Source organism: Pseudomonas sp. IT-196MI5 (assembly GCF_949767415.1).
GTDB lineage: Bacteria > Pseudomonadota > Gammaproteobacteria > Pseudomonadales > Pseudomonadaceae > Aquipseudomonas.
On the sequence record NZ_CATKPZ010000011.1, the window covers coordinates 532134 to 545795 of the forward strand.

A 13662-nucleotide genomic window follows, 5' to 3' on the forward strand; every position below is an offset into this window, starting at 1 on the left:
CCTTGAAGGGCAGTATCGCCGACATTGCGCTTGTCCTACAAAAATGGCGGCGACTCCTCTTCCATTTCATGTACAGGCTTTAGCATGGCTATCAGTGTTTTCGATCTTTTCAAAGTCGGCATCGGCCCGTCCAGCTCCCATACCGTCGGTCCGATGCGCGCCGCCGCAACCTTTGCCCAGGCACTGGTCGATCAGGGTTTTCTGGCTGATGTGCGTCGCGTAGAAATTCGTCTCTACGGCTCTCTTTCAGCGACCGGCGTCGGCCACGCAACGGACCGCGCCTGTGTCATGGGCCTGATGGGCGAATGGCCCGACCGCATTGATCCCACCACCATCGACAGCCGCATTCACACCCTGCGCGAAACCGGCAAACTGTGCCTGGCTGGCGTTACGGACATTGCCTTCGACTGGCAACGCGATCTTGCGCTGCTCGACGAGAGCCTGCCCTACCACCCCAATGCCATGTCCCTGACAGCTTTCGGTGAAACCGGCCAATTGTTCGAGCAAACGTATTACTCGGTGGGCGGCGGTTTCATCATCGAAGCGGCCGAAGCCGAATCCGGGATCGCACCGGCCGGTGATGTGGTGCTGCCTTACGATTTCTCCAGCGCCGCCGAACTGCTCAAACTGTGCAACGAGCACGGGCTGCGGGTGAGCGAACTGATGATGGCCAACGAACGGGCATGGCGCAGTGACGCAGATATTCGCCAGGGCCTGTTGCATATCTGGTCGGTGATGCGCGAATGCGTCGAACAGGGCTTGCGCCACGAAGGGATCTTGCCCGGCGGTCTGAATGTCCCACGTCGAGCGGCGAAACTGCATCGCAGCCTGCAGGAAATCGGCAAGCCGAATGTCATCACATCGACCTTGTCGGCAATGGAATGGGTCAACCTGTATGCCCTTGCCGTGAACGAAGAAAACGCCGCCGGCGGGCGCATGGTCACGGCGCCGACCAACGGCGCGGCAGGAATCATTCCGGCGGTGCTGCACTACTACATGAAATTCAATGCCGATGCGTCTGACGACGACGTAGTCGCGTTCTTTCTGGGTTCGGCGGCCGTCGGCATCCTGTGCAAGAAAAATGCTTCGATCTCCGGGGCCGAAGTCGGCTGCCAGGGTGAAGTCGGCTCCGCCTGCGCCATGGCCGCCGCCGGCCTGGCAGAGGTGCTTGGCGCCACCCCGGAGCAGCTGGAAAACGCCGCCGAAATCGGTCTGGAACACAACCTCGGCCTCACCTGCGACCCGGTTGGCGGACTGGTGCAAGTGCCGTGCATCGAGCGCAACGCAATCGCCGCAGTGAAAGCCATCAACGCCACGCAAATGGCCCTGCGTGGCGACGGCCAGCACTTCATTTCCCTGGACCGGGTGATTCGCACCATGCGCGACACCGGCGCCGACATGCACGACAAGTACAAAGAGACGTCACGGGGCGGACTGGCGGTGAACTGGGTGGAATGTTGATCGCTTTGGAGGCACGTCGAGGTTTATTGCCCTGAAACGTGCAGAAAACGCGGTCCCCGTAGGAGCGAGCTTGCTCGCGATGATCGTGAACGATAACGCGCCAAACCAGATGGTTTGCGGCGCCTGAAGGTTATTCGCGAGCAAGCTCGCTCCTACAGAACGTGTTTTCTGTCCGACCATTTTGTCGGCATGCCCCTTGCTACACCCTTGCTGGAACAATGATGGCGAGATGGCCGGTGGTCAGGCATTGCGAACCAACCCGCTCACGGCCGGTCAACAACTGCACGTTCAATCAGGCGGTGACGCATCATGGACAACCCTTTCCAGCTCATTACCGATGCCTTTGCAGCGGATTACCAGATCAACCTGAGCATCCAGGGCCTGGACGGCAGCATCATGCTGACCCTTTCCAACAATGGCCGCGTGGTGGCCAAACGCATGATCAGCGCCGAACAACGCAATGACCCCCAGCGTCTCAAGCGTCTGGTTCAAAGCATTCAATTCGGCATTGCCATAGAACAAGGCCACAGTGCCGTGGCCATCCTCGAATCCATGACCGATGACGGCACGCGCAGCCTGCCGCCACCATCAGCCAATGGCCGTCCCCGACCCGCCATGGGGCTTTAAAGCTCGCCCTTTTCTACTTCGGGATGCTCACTGGAGCCCACACCTGTTTTGCGGTGTGGGTTCTCGATCTTCACCGAAGGAAATTGCGACGAAGCGTAACGCACCACCAGAATCGCAAACGCCAGCAGCAGAATCCCGCCGCACAGGTAGATGATCCCCAGGTCCGGCGGGTTGTGGTGCGAAACGTTGGAGATCAGCAACCGCGTCAGCGCGGTGATCGCCACGTAAATCAGGAAGCGCACCGGCATGTGATTGGTCTTGAAGTAAATCCCGACCATCGCTCCCAGTTCCAGATAGATGAACAGCAGCAAGATGTCATCGATCTTGATGTGCCCCTCTTCGATCATCCCGAGGAACTCCATCACCGCCGCCCACGCGGTCACCGCACCAATGGCGAACAGCGCCAGGTAGTGGAAGGTTTCGACGAACAGATTGCCCAGGGACTCGGCCAGTCCATGCACATTCTGCCGCAGTTTTTCGGCCCAGTTGATTTTCACGATGCTGCTTCCTTAGGTCGGCTCGACCGGATGATGCGGGTTGGACGTGACGGTTTTTCTGCATGCAGAAAAAAGGCCAGCCCATGATGGCCAGCCACTCGGGATTGTGCGCCGTGGCGTTTGGTCGCACCTGCACAGCGCCTCGCCTGACAAATCTCGAATCGGGTCTACATTAAAAAGCCACTATCCAAAAGACAGGGTTTCGCTTATGCTTTAGCTGTATATAGATACAGTAGTCGAAATCGACAACCAATGTGAAGGCATGTGAGGTGGTGAATGGCCGTCGAAGTGGTATACCGCAGCAGCCGAGATCTGGAGCGCTTGTTCATGGATAAAGCCGAAGCTGACCGTCATGACAAAATGCTCGAGCTGGCCGAATTGCTGGCTGAAGTATTGCAAAAAGCCGTTCCGTCCCTGACCGAGCAGCAAGTGGAAGAAGCCGGGATCTACATGGCGAAGAATCGCGACGTGTTCGCCAAGGCGTTCAAGAGCCAGCCGGACGCTCTGTCCGAATTGCTCAGCGCACCGGTTGAAGTCGCAGCGCCTGTCGCAGCGCTCGAGGTCGTTGAAGCCGCTGAGCCGACCGCCCCGGCCAAGCCTGCCAAGGCCCCCAAAGCCGCCAAGTAGACACAGTCCGAATTGAACAGGCCCTGAGTCGAATGACCCAGGGCCTTTTTCATGCCAGGCGATCTTTCAAGCTTCTATCGGTACAACACTTTCTCTGCCAACTCATCGGCCACCCGTGCGGGAGAGCGTTTTTCCGCCTGGGCGTGGGCGAACACTTCGGTCAGGCGCGAGCTGATTTTCGACAGGTGCGCGGTGATGGTCGACAGTTGTTCGCCGCGGTGCTTGAGCGACACGTAAATCAGCCCGCCAGCGTTGATCACGTAATCCGGCGCATACAGGATGCCACGGCGCTCCAGTTGGTCGGCGACGTCCAGATGCGTCAGCTGATTGTTTGCCGAACCGGCCACCGCCGAGCAGCGCAATTGCGTCACGGTATGGCTGTTGAGTACACCACCCAGGCCGCAGGGCGCGAGGATATCGCAAGGTGTGCTGAGCAGCGCTTCGTTGGCAATCGGGTGTGCACCGAGTTGCTCCATGGCCAATTGCACCTTGCCGTGATCGATATCGCTGACCAGCAGTTCGGCACCGGCGGCGTGCAACTGCTCCGCCAGTGCATAGCCGACATTACCCAAGCCTTGAATCGCTACACGCAAACCTTCGAGATTATCGCTACCCAACCGCGCCATGGCAGTGGCGCGAATGCCGGTGAATACGCCCATCGCCGCATGGGGCGCCGGATCTCCCGCTGACGTAGTGCTGGTGACATGCTGGGTCTGTTGGGCGATGCAATCCATGTCCGCTACCGAAGTGCCGCTGTCGATGGCGGTGATGTAGCGACCATCAAGTTGATTGATGCAGCGCCCGAAGGCTTCGAACAGCGCGCTGCGGTTTGCAACATGGGCCGGGCGGACAATGACCGCCACACCTCCACCCTGCGCCAGCCCGGCCAGCGCAGCCTTGTAGCTCATGCCCTGGGCCAGGCGCACAGCATCCTCGACCGCGGACTCGTCGCTGGGGTAGGCAAGGTAACGACAACCACCCAGGGCAGGCCCCAGCCGACTGTTATGAATGGCAATGACCGCCTTCAACCCGGTGACCGAGTCAACGCTCAGATGCAGCGATTCAAGGCGGGTGCTTTGCATGAGAGCGAACATCGTAAGGCTCCCGAATCACTTCTTGTAGTCGCCAGTATAGGCTTGCGCCCAAAAATTGCAGAAGCGCACCGGAATAAGCACGGCCACGATGCAAGCTTTAGGAAATAACCTGCATTCGACCTTGTACGGCACTGGACGAACGCCAGAGAGGGGGCTAAAACGAGGCATTGCCCGGAGATTTTGATGACCCCGCGCCAATCGTTCTTCGCCTGCCTGCAACGTTCACCGCCCGCGCTGTTCGAGGCGGCATTGTGGATTGCGGCCGAGCACGACAGCGAGGTGGAGCCGCAAGCACTGCTGGCCGATTTCCAGGCGTTGCTGCAACGGGTCAGTGGCGGCTTGCCGATGCTGCCGGTCAGTGAACTGGCCCAGCCGCTACTGCGACGCATGAACGACCTGGGTTTCGCTCAGGACGATTTCACACCTTTACGCCCGCAAGTGGCACTGCTGGATAAAGTACTGGAACGCCGAAGAGGCCAACCCCTGACGCTGGCGCTGATTGCGCTGGAGTTGGCCAGGGGCCTGGAGATTCCCATGGTCGGGGTCAACTTCCCCGGGCATTTCCTGCTGCGGGTGCCGGGCGCCGATCATTTGCTCGATCCCTGCGGCGGTCGTCGTCTTTATCCAAACGATTGTCGGGAGTTGTTGCAGCGCCAGTACGGCCCGAACATGAAGCTCAGCGCCGAGCACCTGGTAACCGCCGAGCCGGTGCAGATGCTGCAACGGCTGTCGCGCAACCTACGCCAGTTGTACCTGTCCCACGACGATTTCATCAATGCCTTGATCGACGCCGATCGCGTCCTGGAACTGGGCGACGCCAGTGCCTCCGACTATCTGGCCCGGGCCAGCCTCTACCAGCGGCTGGACTGCCCGAACGCCGAGCGTTTTGACCTGGAGCACGCACTGCTGCTCAGCGACGACCCGATCCAGCGGATTCGCCTGACGGAACGGTTGGGGCATTTGCCGCCGAACGCCATCGTCCATTAGAAGCAAAAGATCGCAGCCTGCGGCAGCTCGAGGCTGCGATCTTTTGATCCTGCTTCTGACTCAAGGCGTGTCTGGCTGGTTCGCCGGATGCGCCTTGATGAACGCCGGGTGCGTCGCCGCCAATGCCGCCACTCGCCGGATTCGCGGGTAAGCTTCAAGAGAAACATTGAAACGCTCGGCCGCGTACAGCTGCGGGATCAAGTAGGCGTCCGCCAACCCAGGCTCGGGGCCGAAGCAGTAACCGTCATCACCGATCAACTGCTCTACCGTGGCCAACCCTTGGCCGATCCAGTGGCCGATCCACTCCACCACCTGCGGTTCGTCGTGGCCCGACTGGCGCAGCCGATTGAGCACGCTGACGTTATGCAATGGGTGCACATCGCAACCGATCACTGCCGCCACGCCGCGCTCGTGAGCGCGGGCAGCCAGGTCCCGGGACAGCAGTGGCACCTGTGGATAACGCTCCTCCAGGTATTCGATGATTGCGGGAGACTGGATAAGCAATTCGCCTTCATCGGTACGCAAGGCCGGCACGCGGCCCTGCGGGTTGATACCCAGATAAGTTGGTTGCCGATGCTCGCCCCCCTGGGGTGCGATCAGATTGACCGGCAAGGATTGATAATCCAGGCCCTTGAGCGCCAAAGCGATACGTACCCGGTACGAAGAAGTCGAACGGTAGTAGGTATAGAGTTCCATGCCCCGCTCCTCTCAGCGTGCCGGCAGCACTTTGCCGCGGCATTCGCCAAAGCCGATGGACGCAAAACCGTCACGGCGGCAACGTCCGCGCAGGATGATTTCATCGCCGTCTTCGAGGAATTTACGCACCTCGCCCGACGCCAGCTCGATCGGTTTTTTACCACCCTCGGTAATTTCCAGCAGGCTGCCGAACTGACCGTTTTCAGGGCCCGACAACGTGCCCGAACCGAACAGATCACCGGCCTGCAGTTGGCAACCGTTGACGCTGTGGTGCGCGACCATTTGCGCCACGGTCCAGTACATGTGCTGCGTGTTGCTCAGGGTCAGGCGATGGGCCGGCAGGTTCTGCTCGCGCATGGCCTCGGTGAGCAGCAACACTTCCAGTTCGATGTCGAACGCGCCAGCGGCCTGATCGCGCTTGTCGAGCAGGTACGGCAGCGGCTGCGGATCGCCTTGCGGACGCGCAGGCTGGGCGCGACGGAATGGCTCCAGCGCTTCGGCGGTAACGACCCACGGCGAGATGCTGGTGATGAAGCTCTTCGACAGGAACGGGCCCAGCGGCTGGTATTCCCAGGCCTGGATGTCCCGTGCCGACCAGTCGTTGAGCAGACAGAAACCGGCGATGTGATCGGCAGCGTCACCAATGGCAATCGAGTCGCCCATGTCGTTGCCCTGACCGATCCAGATGCCCAGCTCCAGTTCGTAGTCCAGGCGTGCGCAAGGGCCAAAGGTTGGCTCGCTCTGACCGGCCGGCAATGTCTGGCCTTTCGGGCGGCGGACGTCAGTACCGGATGGGCGAATGGTCGACGCGCGACCGTGGTAGCCGATTGGCACGTACTTGTAGTTCGGCAGCAGCGGGTTGTCGGGACGGAACAGTTTGCCGACGTTCTGCGCGTGCTCGATGCCGACGTAGAAATCGGTGTAATCGTTGATTTTCGCCGGCAGGTGCATCTCGCAATCCACCGCCAGCGGCAGCAGTTTTGCGCCCTGGGCTTCGATCTTGCCGTGCAGGGTGCTGCCTTCGGCGAACAGTTCCAGCAAGCGTTCACGCAGGGCCACACGGGCCTCACGGCCCAGTTCGAAGAACGCATTCAATTGGCCGCCACCAGTAGCCTCGACCGCAGCCTTCGCGGCGCCATCGAACAACCCGACTTCAAGGGCCGCTTGCAGATCAAAGATATGCTCGCCGATGGCCACGCCACTGCGCGGTGCCGAGCCATTGAGGCTGAATACGCCGAGCGGCAGGTTTTGCAGCGGGAAATCAGCATGGCCGTTGGCGGATGCAACCCAGCTGCGAGTGATGGAAGTCTGCGTCATGGGTTATCTCCGGGTCGGGTCGAAAGTGGCGGGCAGCGTAGCCCAGCAGGCATCGTAAGTGTTTTGCAGTTGTGGGCAATCGAGGGCGAAACGGCTTGGGCGCAATACCTGGCTGGTCTCGAACATGAACGCCATGGTGTTGTCGATTTTCGCCGGCTTGAGGTCCGCGTCGATCGCTTTGGTGCAAGTCTCACCGTCAGGACCGTGGGCGCTCATGCAGCTGTGCAACGACGCGCCGCCGGGCACAAAGCCTTCGGCCTTGGCGTCGTATTCGCCCTGGATCAAACCCATGAATTCGTTCATCAGGTTGCGATGGAACCACGGCGGACGGAAGGTTTTCTCGGCCACCATCCAACGCGGCGGGAAGATCACGAAGTCGAGGTTGGCCAGGCCGTGGACGCTGGTTGGCGAGGTCAATACCGTGAAGATCGACGGATCAGGGTGATCGAAACTGACGGTGCCGATGGTGTTGAAACGGCGCAGGTCATATTTGTACGGCACGTTATTACCGTGCCAGGCGACCACGTTGAGCGGCGAATGATTGAGTTCGCACGCCCACAACTGGCCGAGGAACTTCTGCACCAGCGTGGTAGGTTGTTGCAGGTTTTCGTAGGCCGCCACCGGGGTCAGGAAGTCCCGCGGATTGGCCAGGCCATTGCTGCCAATCGGCCCCAGGTCCGGCAGTCGCAGCGGCGCGCCATGGTTTTCGGCGACGTAGCCGCGGGCTTGCGGGTCGAGCAGTTCGATGCGGAATTTAAGGCCGCGAGGCAGTACGGCAATTTCCAGCGGTTCCAGTTCCAGCACGCCGAGTTCGGTGGCAATCCGCAGGCGCCCCAGTTCAGGCACCAGCAACATCTCGCCGTCGGCGTTGAAGAACACGCGCTCCATGGAACGGTTGGCGCGGTAGTTGTAGATGCTGATCCCGGCCGGTTTTTCCGCGCCCGAGTTCGCCGCCATGCTCACCAGACCGTCGATGAAATCGGTCGGCTCTGCAGGAATGTCCAGCGGGTTCCAGCGCAGGCGGTTGGGGGTCACCTCACCCAGCGGGCCGCCCGCCAGTTGCCGGTCCAGTTTGACGAATGCCGGGTGATTGGCCGACGGCTGAATGCGGTACATCCAGGTGCGCCGCGCCTCGCTGCGCGGCATGGTGAACGCCGTGCCGGAGAACAGTTCGGTGTAGAGGCCGTACGGAGCTTTTTGCGGGGAGTTCTGGCCGACGGGCAGTGCGCCGGGCAACGCTTCGCTGCTGAATTCGTTGCCGAAGCCTGACAGGTAGGCCAGCGCTGGTGTCGTTGAATCGGAGTTCATGGAGCCTCCTGAACAGGGAGTCGGCAATGCCGGTCACCCTTTGGAAGAGTGACTGGCCTGCCTCGGTTATTTTTATCGTAATTCGATTACGCATAACGTAATTTGATTGGTATTGACCGTCAAGCTATAAAGACGCCCATTCGTTACAGGATCAAACCGCCACCATGGAAAAACCTACCAGCGACAGCAACGGCAAACAGAAAGTCCGCTCGGCCGAGGTTGGCACCGACATCCTCAAGGCTCTGGCCGAGTTGTCGCCCTCGACTTCGCTGTCGCGCCTGTCTGAACGCGTGCAGATGCCGGCGAGCAAGGTTCACCGCTATTTGCAGGCCCTGATCGCCAGCGGTTTTGCCGAACAGAACGCCGCCACCAACCATTACGGCCTGGGCCGCGAAGCCTTGCGCGTAGGGTTGGCGGCACTCAACAGTATGGACGTGCTGAAAGTCGCCGCCCTGCCCCTGGCTGAACTGCGCGACGACTTGAACGAAACCTGTTTTCTGGCGGTATGGGGCAACCAGGGCGCGACCGTGGTGCATATCGAACCGGCGGTGCGTGCGGTGACGGTAGTGACACAACTGGGCTCGGTGTTGCCATTGCTCAGTTCTTCGACAGGACTGGTATTTGGCGCCTACCTGCCCAGGCGTGAAACCGTGGACCTGCGCGACCAGGAATTGCAGGGCAGCGCCACCCACAGTTTGGCGGACGATCAGGCGTACACGACGATGTGCGAACAGATCCGCCAACGGGGCCTGCATCATGTGCATGGATTGTTGATGCCCGGTGTAGATGCCTTGTCGGCACCGGTATTCAACGCCATGGGCAAGATTGCGGCAGTACTGACCGTGGTCGGGCCGACCTCGCTGTTCCATGCCGATGAAAACGGTCCCGCGGCGCAGCGTTTGCTGTCGGCCACACGAGCAGTGAGTTGGCGCATGGGTTATCAGCCAGACGCATTGACAACCTGAACGCAACGGCGCTGATCAGACGGACAGGATCAGCCCCAGCTTCTTGCCCATCGCCACGGCTTGCGTGCGACGCTCAACCCCCAATTTGCTGTGGATTCTCCGTGCGTGGGTTTTCACCGTATGCAAGGAGATGAACAGTCGCTCGGCAATTTGCTGATTGGAACTGCCTTGGGCAATGAGACCCAGCACCTCAATCTCCCGGGTACTCAGCGGGCTGACATCGGCGAGCATGGCCGTCACCGACTCTTCCCTACGCAAACGGCTGAGCAAGTTCGGCTGGCGCAGCCCCAGTTCACGCAACGCCTGTTGCCCATTGCAACGCTCCACCAGCGCCAGGCCCGCCTCCAAAGCCGCCTTGGCCAGCCTGGGCTCAGCGGTCAGGTCCGCCACTTCGCTGATCACCAAATGCAATTCCGTTTCCAGCGCCAGCATGGCATGACGTTGCGCGTGATCGAGCAACGCCTGCAGCCGATCCAGCGGCTTTTGCGTCTGTTGCAAATGCATCTGCGCCAACGCCAATTGGTACTCGATACGGGCAATCAGTTGAAGCGTGGCCGGTGGCGCCTGGCGTGCACGAGGCCCGCGATAGTGACGCAAGACACGGGTCAGCGCTTCACAGGCCAACTCCGGTCGCCCTTGCTGCAACCAGAAATGGCTGCTGACTTGCAGCAGCACCCCGCGGTACACCGTATCGGGAATCTGCCGCTGCTGCATCACGCGTTCGGCTTCGCGCAAACGATCAAACGCAAGGGCGTAATCGCGCTGATTGGCGGCCATCTGCGCTTGCCCGAGAAAGCCATACAGCGCGTGCTTGTCCTGGCTTTGCAGGCAGTCCTCCAGGCCGGACTGGAAGAAACCGGCGGCCAACTCATCTTGTCCCTGACAGAGGGCCAACCGCCCTCGCCGCAGGGCAATTCGCCCCAATAGCGGCGTCGGTCGATCAGCCTGTCGGGACAACAGGGCAAAAACTTCAGCCAACAGGCTCTCGGCACGTCGGGGCGCTCCGCGCATCTCCAGCAACTGCGCGTGGTCGAGCTCAAGCAGCCCTTCGAACAATAGCGAGCCTTGGGCGCGCGCCAGACACAGCGCCTCACGATTGAACGTCTGCGCCGTATCGAGTTCGGCGTTGAGCAAGGCCTGCTGGGTCAGACCTGACAGGCACAACAATCGCACCGGCCAGGCATCGACGCTCAACTCGGCCAGCGCGTCGAGAAAGTGCGCGCGGGCCGCCTCCATGCGACCCTGCAAATGCAGCAACCAGCCCTGTTGCGCCTGCCAGCGTGCAAGCAGTTGCCGTTGCAGCGCCTGCGTAGGCTGTGGGGCAAATCGTGCCAGTTGCTTGATGCACGCGGCAGCATGATCGAAGCGCCCGGCAAACAACAACGCTGCACTAACCAGTCCCACCAATTGCGGTGTAACGAGGGTCAGCTCAGCTTGTTGACGCTCGTGGAGTTTCAACAACAGACAGACATTTTCACGCCGGAACAAATGTTCGAGGCTGAAGTGCTGCAACAGGCTGACCGCAACTTCGAACTCCTGCGCCAACAGAGCCTGCTCGAATGCACCTTGCCAGTCTTCTTCGGCGCTGAACCATTGGCACGCCCGGCGATGCCAGGATCGCCCGGCCGGGGTCGGTTCTTCACGCATCGCCCGGGCCAATGGCTCAAAGATCCGCAACCACTCGACGGAGTCTTCCCAGGGTTCAATGAAGCAGCCCATTTCCTGCAACGCATACAGCCACTGCGCGCCCTCACCCGTGCCGAAAAGATGCTCGCACAGGCTGGCGTTGAAGCGTGGCAGATGAACCAACACCTGCCAGACCTCAACCAACTCCGACGACAAGCTGTTGAACAACTCATGCTGCAGATAATCGAGCAATGTCGCTGAACGCCCTTGCTCCCCCGACCACGGGCAACCATTGAGTAACGCGATCCGCACACCAGCACACCAGCCACCGCTGCGCTCAACCACCTTTTTGGCAGTTTGTGCCGCGAGGGTCGGCTCGACATGACCGAGCAACTGCCCGACCTCGACCTCGTTAAACGCCAGCGTCCGGCCTTCGCACTCGTACAACTCATCATCCAGCAGCAGCCGCGGCCAGTTGCAGGCCGGTCGTCGACGGGAGCTCAACCACCAGGTCAGCGCCGGGCTGGCGACGGCCAACAGGCGATCGAGCATCCGGTCGAGTTCCGGGTTGGGTACGCGGCAGAAATCGTCGAGAAACAGCCAGGTGGGCGTCTGCAATCGCGCCAGATGCGCCAGCAGCCCTGGCTCATCCGCCGAGGGCAGCCCCAACGCTTGCGTCAGGCGCAACAGAAAATCGGCTGCACTCAACGACGCCCCCGCCAGCGGCAGCCAACAGACCCGATAGTTTTGGGGTGCACACCGCAGGCATTCGCTGAGCAGCGCGCTCTTGCCACTACCGGCCGGTGCGCAAAGCAACTTCACCCGTGCAGTCGAGGCCAGCATGGGCTCGATCAACCGCTTGCGGGACAGATGATGGGACGACAGTCGGGGCAGGAAACCGGGGCGGTCCAGACAGTGCGTCATTACAGTCATAGTGATGCGCCTTTTTTATTATTCTGGCGCCACCCTAGACCTCTCCCGAGCGCTTGTTGAAGAAGTATTCAACACACTGATCCCCCCCTATAAAAAAGGTGACCGTGAAGTCACCTTTTTGTGCAGGAGCCTGTAGGAAACTTACCGCACCCCTGTACTACGTAAGGCCGCTGGCGTGTAGTCCCCCGCTTTTGCATCGATGTTGAATTCGAAGCTGCGCTTTTCTTCGTTCTTCATTCCCAGGGCGATATAGCGACCGGCGATCAGGTCATACAGCGCTTCGACGGTGTAGGCCGGCACCTGGTGATCGTAATAGAACTGGGCATGCCCTTCGGCGACGCGCCAGAGCTGGCCACGCCCGTCGTAGTGATCGGCCAGCGCCACTTGCCAGCTGTCTTCGTCGATGTACATGTGGCGCTTGGCGTACACGTGCCGCTCGTTCGGCTTGACCGTGGCGACGACTTCCCAGACCCGGTGCAACTCATAGCGGGTCAGGTCCTGATTGATGTGCCCGGCCTTGATCACATCGGTGTACTTGAGATCTGGCGAGTCGAGCTTGTAGCTGTTGTAGGGGATGTACATCTCCTTCTTGCCGATCAGTTTCCAGTCGTAGCGATCCGGTGCGCCGGAAAACATGTCGAAGTTGTCGGTGGTGCGCAGGCCATCGGACGAGGTGCCGACGCCGTCATAGGCCACCTGCGGCGCACGCCGTACCCGCCGCTGGCCAGCGTTGTAGATCCAGGCCTTGCGCGGTTCACGGACCTGGTCGAGGGTCTCGTGAACCAGCAACACGTTACCCGCCAGCCGGGCCGGAGCGGTCACTTCCTGCTTGAAGTAGTTGAGGACGTTTTCGTCGGCACCCGGTTTCAGATCGCCGAGCAACGAAGGCACGGCGACTTCGTCCTTGAAGCGGATCACGGTGAAATCGCCATTGGACTGCGGTGTCGCCTGGGTGACGGTGCGCCGCAGATTGCCGCCGTGGTAACGAGTGACGTGGTTCCAGATCACCTCCACACCATTCTTCGGAATCGGGAACGCGTAGTAGCGATTGCCGGTGAAATTGGCCAGACCGTTACCGTCGTTGATCGGTGTTACGTTCAGAGCGCTGCGTTTGGCCGACTCATAGATTTCTGCCGGCAAGGCCACGGTACGATGACTCGGGTAGACCGGAATTTTGTAGGTGTCGGGATAGCGCTTGAACATCGCGATCTGGCCGTCGGAGAGTTTGTCCTTGTACTTGTCGACGGTCGCCGCGGTGATCACGAACAACGGCTTTTCGTCGGCAAACGGGTCGGCCAGGAAACCTTTGCTGTCCACCGCGCCAGCATTTTTCGGGATGCCGCCGGTCCAGGCCGGAATCGAGCCATCGGCATTGCCGGCCCTCTCGGCACCGAGCGGTGTAAGGCTTGTGTCGAGTTTGCCGGCTTCTTGCGGCGACACCGCAGCCATCACATTGGCAGCCAGCAGACTCAGAGCCAGAACGGCGCCCAATTGCAGAATCATCTTGCGCATTGAATTCATCCT

The 13662-nt window shown here is 60.5% G+C and carries 11 protein-coding genes and 1 pseudogene; 5 read left to right on the forward strand and 7 right to left on the reverse strand.

Annotated elements, in window-relative coordinates:
• Positions 1-84: 84 nt before the first annotated feature.
• Positions 85-1461, forward strand: a complete 1377-nt coding sequence (locus tag ACM6IK_RS09955; RefSeq protein WP_414874162.1) for an L-serine ammonia-lyase — start codon at positions 85-87, stop codon at positions 1459-1461.
• A gap of 309 nt (positions 1462-1770) precedes the next feature.
• Positions 1771-2088, forward strand: coding sequence for a DUF3509 domain-containing protein (locus ACM6IK_RS09960; protein ID WP_414874163.1), 318 nt, complete (start codon positions 1771-1773; stop codon positions 2086-2088).
• Here ACM6IK_RS09960 and ACM6IK_RS09965 read toward each other — a convergent pair.
• Complete coding sequence (locus ACM6IK_RS09965; protein WP_414874164.1) at positions 2085-2585, reverse strand: phosphate-starvation-inducible protein PsiE; 501 nt, start codon at positions 2583-2585, stop codon at positions 2085-2087. The genes ACM6IK_RS09960 and ACM6IK_RS09965 overlap by 4 nt on opposite strands.
• A gap of 276 nt (positions 2586-2861) precedes the next feature.
• Between ACM6IK_RS09965 and ACM6IK_RS09970 the strand changes: the two are divergent.
• A pseudogene (locus ACM6IK_RS09970) lies at positions 2862-3101 on the forward strand (YebG family protein); the annotation flags it as partial.
• Positions 3102-3286: 185 nt separating this feature from the next.
• Here ACM6IK_RS09970 and ACM6IK_RS09975 read toward each other — a convergent pair.
• On the reverse strand, positions 3287-4306 hold the full coding sequence (locus tag ACM6IK_RS09975) for a Glu/Leu/Phe/Val dehydrogenase dimerization domain-containing protein (RefSeq protein ID WP_414874165.1): 1020 nt from the start codon (positions 4304-4306) through the stop codon (positions 3287-3289).
• Between the two features lie 183 nt (positions 4307-4489).
• Between ACM6IK_RS09975 and ACM6IK_RS09980 the strand changes: the two genes are divergently transcribed.
• Complete coding sequence (locus tag ACM6IK_RS09980) at positions 4490-5293, forward strand: SirB1 family protein (RefSeq protein ID WP_414874166.1); 804 nt, start codon at positions 4490-4492, stop codon at positions 5291-5293.
• 60 nt (positions 5294-5353) lie between these two features.
• On the opposite strand, the gene maiA is transcribed toward ACM6IK_RS09980, so the two are convergent.
• The 3 genes from maiA to hmgA are packed head-to-tail and all read right to left on the reverse strand — an operon-like array spanning position 5354 to position 8614.
• A complete protein-coding gene (gene maiA, locus ACM6IK_RS09985; RefSeq protein ID WP_414874167.1) occupies positions 5354-5989 on the reverse strand; it encodes a maleylacetoacetate isomerase in 636 nt (211 codons plus the stop codon).
• A gap of 12 nt (positions 5990-6001) precedes the next feature.
• Positions 6002-7306 (reverse strand): fumarylacetoacetase, encoded by a 1305-nt coding sequence (gene fahA, locus ACM6IK_RS09990; protein ID WP_414874168.1) that lies wholly within the window; start codon positions 7304-7306, stop codon positions 6002-6004.
• A 3-nt stretch (positions 7307-7309) separates the two neighbouring features.
• Positions 7310-8614: a homogentisate 1,2-dioxygenase gene (gene hmgA, locus ACM6IK_RS09995; protein WP_414874169.1), complete on the reverse strand. Its 1305-nt coding sequence runs from the start codon at positions 8612-8614 to the stop codon at positions 7310-7312.
• 164 nt (positions 8615-8778) lie between these two features.
• Here hmgA and ACM6IK_RS10000 point away from each other — a divergent pair, with 164 nt between their 5' ends.
• On the forward strand, positions 8779-9579 hold the full coding sequence (locus tag ACM6IK_RS10000) for an IclR family transcriptional regulator (RefSeq protein ID WP_414874170.1): 801 nt from the start codon (positions 8779-8781) through the stop codon (positions 9577-9579).
• A gap of 15 nt (positions 9580-9594) precedes the next feature.
• Here ACM6IK_RS10000 and ACM6IK_RS10005 read toward each other — a convergent pair whose 3' ends face one another.
• A complete protein-coding gene (locus ACM6IK_RS10005; RefSeq protein ID WP_414874171.1) occupies positions 9595-12138 on the reverse strand; it encodes a LuxR C-terminal-related transcriptional regulator in 2544 nt (847 codons plus the stop codon).
• Positions 12139-12279: 141 nt separating this feature from the next.
• Complete coding sequence (locus ACM6IK_RS10010; protein ID WP_414874172.1) at positions 12280-13650, reverse strand: DUF1329 domain-containing protein; 1371 nt, start codon at positions 13648-13650, stop codon at positions 12280-12282.
• Positions 13651-13662: the final 12 nt, after the last annotated feature.

Bases quoted from the DNA above. Each gene is read 5' to 3' on its own strand.
- ACM6IK_RS10005 (WP_414874171.1), bottom strand. From the start codon at position 12,138: ATGACTGTAATGACGCACTGTCTGGACCGCCCCGGTTTCCTGCCCCGA.
- ACM6IK_RS09960 (WP_414874163.1), top strand. From the start codon at position 1,771: ATGGACAACCCTTTCCAGCTCATTACCGATGCCTTTGCAGCGGATTAC.
- hmgA (WP_414874169.1), bottom strand. From the start codon at position 8,614: ATGAACTCCGATTCAACGACACCAGCGCTGGCCTACCTGTCAGGCTTC.
- fahA (WP_414874168.1), bottom strand. From the start codon at position 7,306: ATGACGCAGACTTCCATCACTCGCAGCTGGGTTGCATCCGCCAACGGC.
- maiA (WP_414874167.1), bottom strand. From the start codon at position 5,989: ATGGAACTCTATACCTACTACCGTTCGACTTCTTCGTACCGGGTACGT.
- ACM6IK_RS10000 (WP_414874170.1), top strand. From the start codon at position 8,779: ATGGAAAAACCTACCAGCGACAGCAACGGCAAACAGAAAGTCCGCTCG.
- ACM6IK_RS09955 (WP_414874162.1), top strand. From the start codon at position 85: ATGGCTATCAGTGTTTTCGATCTTTTCAAAGTCGGCATCGGCCCGTCC.
- ACM6IK_RS09980 (WP_414874166.1), top strand. From the start codon at position 4,490: ATGACCCCGCGCCAATCGTTCTTCGCCTGCCTGCAACGTTCACCGCCC.
- ACM6IK_RS10010 (WP_414874172.1), bottom strand. From the start codon at position 13,650: ATGCGCAAGATGATTCTGCAATTGGGCGCCGTTCTGGCTCTGAGTCTG.
- ACM6IK_RS09975 (WP_414874165.1), bottom strand. From the start codon at position 4,306: ATGTTCGCTCTCATGCAAAGCACCCGCCTTGAATCGCTGCATCTGAGC.